This window comes from uncultured Kocuria sp. (assembly GCF_947500125.1).
Taxonomy (GTDB): domain Bacteria; phylum Actinomycetota; class Actinomycetes; order Actinomycetales; family Micrococcaceae; genus Kocuria.
Genome location: NZ_CANMRA010000096.1, coordinates 1 through 427, shown reverse-complemented (window position 1 = coordinate 427; position 427 = coordinate 1). Strand labels below are relative to the sequence as shown.

Annotated in this window: 1 protein-coding gene; it reads left to right on the top strand. The window is 75.4% G+C overall.

The genetic code is table 11. The features are described 5' to 3' along the window. Positions 1–427, top strand: a 427-nt coding sequence (locus Q0817_RS20005) for a proton-conducting transporter membrane subunit (protein WP_298592248.1), incomplete at both ends; no start/stop codon positions are given.

The following is a 427-nucleotide window of genomic DNA, read 5'->3' as shown; positions in this document are numbered from 1 at the left end:
TCTTCGCGGCCGGCAGCATCCGGGCGGCACGGCCCCGCTTCCACGGGCTGATGCTGGTCTTCGCCGCCGCGGCCCTGGCCACGGTCACGGCCGCCAGCCTTCCGGCGCTGCTGTTCGCCTGGGAGCTGATGGGGGCGACCTCCTACGCGCTGATCGGGTTCTGGTGGCGGGACTCCGCTCGCGTCTCGGCCGGGCTCACGGCGTTCGTCACGACCCGCACCGCGGACCTGGGGCTCTACATCGCCGCCGGGGCCGCCCTGGCCGGGGGCGCCGGAATGGCGCTGTCCGCCCTGCCGGCCGCGGAGGACCCGTGGCGGCATGTGATCGCGGCCGGGATCCTGGTGGCGGCACTGGGCAAGGCGGCGCAGCTGCCCTTCTCGTTCTGGCTCTCCGGGGCGATGAAGGGCCCCAGCCCGGTGAGCGCGCT